The sequence below is a fragment of the Okeania sp. SIO3I5 genome (genome assembly GCF_010672085.1).
Lineage (GTDB): Bacteria > Cyanobacteriota > Cyanobacteriia > Cyanobacteriales > Microcoleaceae > Trichodesmium.
The window spans coordinates 1-1,852 of record NZ_JAAHHT010000500.1 but is presented as its reverse complement, the minus strand read 5'-3'; the positions used below and the strand labels follow the sequence as shown (position 1 = coordinate 1,852).

General features: G+C 34.6%; 3 protein-coding genes. 2 read left to right on the top strand and 1 reads right to left on the bottom strand.

The features are described 5' to 3' along the window. Both F6K40_RS40005 and F6K40_RS40000 read left to right on the top strand, forming a co-directional pair. Positions 1-186, top strand: a 186-nt coding sequence (locus F6K40_RS40005; protein WP_293145829.1) for a hypothetical protein, incomplete at its 5' end; no start/stop codon positions are given. Positions 187-295: 109 nt separating this feature from the next. Further along, a complete protein-coding gene (locus tag F6K40_RS40000; protein WP_293145826.1) occupies positions 296-556 on the top strand; it encodes a hypothetical protein in 261 nt (86 codons plus the stop codon). A 787-nt stretch (positions 557-1,343) separates the two neighbouring features. On the opposite strand, the gene F6K40_RS39995 is transcribed toward F6K40_RS40000, so the two are convergent. After that, on the bottom strand, positions 1,344-1,481 hold the full coding sequence (locus F6K40_RS39995) for a hypothetical protein (RefSeq protein WP_293145822.1): 138 nt from the start codon (positions 1,479-1,481) through the stop codon (positions 1,344-1,346). Positions 1,482-1,852 lie beyond the last annotated feature (371 nt).

Here is a 1,852-nt window from a genome sequence, read left to right as displayed (position 1 = left end):
ACAAATTTTAACGGATTTTCTTCAGGTTCTGCAACTGCTACTATTACCCTTGACTTAGTTGGCAATTTTGATCTTCGTAGTTTTATTCTATGGAATGATGTCAATGTCTTAGCTGAAGGAATTGAAAATTTCAGACTGGATTTTTTCACGAGTTCTGACAGTTTCATTACAGCGCTTTTCAGTTGAGTAGACCACTAAATTCATGATCTTGGAGTCAGGAGTCAGGAGTTAGGAGTTAGGAGTCAGGAGTCAAGAGTTAGGAGTGAAGAGTTAGGAGTGAAGAGTCAGTATCATTGTGGTTTATTCATATGAAAACCGCTGTAAATCTTCTGATATCTTTGTAGGTCCCCGTAGACAATTTGAAGGAGAAGAGTATATTTCTGATGAAGTTGTTAGTAATGTCAGCAAAGTCGATCTAGTAGTACTTAGTTCTTATTCCGGATTCGGTAGCGATCTTGAAATTCGTGAAGTGACATTTACAGGTTCAGAAACGGATATAGTATCTACTCCAGAACCAGCTTCCATTATTTCTTTATTGATTCTAGAACTAATTTAGGATACTCTTTACAGCGCTTTTCAGTTGAGTAGACCACTAAATTCATGATCTTGGAGTCAGGAGTCAGGAGTCAGGAGGCACGGAGTTAGGAGTCAGGAGTCAAGAGTTAGGAGTGAAGAGTCAGTATCATTGTGGTTTATTCATCATTAAACCGCTGTAAAAAGAAAAATCCTAGGTTGATACTTCTTTTTAACTCTTTCGGATTTGTGTTGAGAACACCCAGTTTGAGCTAATTTTAGGGAAACTAACATCTGAAATTTAGAGTAAACTACTCCAAGGACTTGTTCCGGAATTCATCTCGATGAGAGAATTAAGAGTTTATACAACTTTTCTCAAATCCAGATGAAATTGAGTAAATAACCCAAATTTTTAGGAAAATTTTCTCAGATTTCACTTTCAGTTCGAGTCTTGAATTCACTTAATTATTCAACTTTGAGTCTAAACTCCAGTTACCACTGACTACTCAGTCTATAGTCATTTCAAATCAGGATGAAACACTTTTTTTGCTGAAACCCTTTCTAGGTAAAGAAACACTCGTCCCAATCTTATTCAGAATGACTATAAATATTTGTAGCAAACATTTATCAAGTTAGTATTATAATTAACTAAACAAAAACGGCGATAATTAGATTATCGCCTTCACTAAAAAAAAGACAGATTAGCTAAATAATACAGCGCTTTTCAGTTGAGTAGACAACTAAATTCATTGTTAGGAGTCAGGAGTTAGGAGTCAGTATCATTGTGGTTTATTCATATGAAAACCGCTGTAATAGAGAGAAAATTATCTTCAACGACCACTTTTATCTCTCTCTTGACGTCTGCGATCGCGCCACTCATACACGGTTAAATATATAATTCCTCCCGTTACAATTAACATTAATCCCGATGCGGCAAGAGCCATAATATTTATTGGTGTAAATTCCATAATTCCTCCTGGTAATAATTAATAATTAATAGTTAATAATTAATAATTTTAGCAGTTTTGGGTTTGAACAAGTAGAAAGCTTTGTAAGAATTAATAATTCATAAGTGTAGCAGTTTTAGGTTTGAAGAAATAGAAAGCTTTGTAATAACTAACAATTAATAATTACCTCTCCCTAAAATGAAGAGGGTTGAGCAAGAAGGAAAAAAATTTATTTCTTTTGGTCAATTGGATATGGCGCCGGTCACCTATCCATGCCATCCTATTCATACGAGCAAACGACCACTTTTTCTCTTTTCAAGGGGAGGCTTTTAACCTAAATTATTTAATTATTAATTATTAATTATAACCACCGCTTTTTCTCTTTTCAAGGA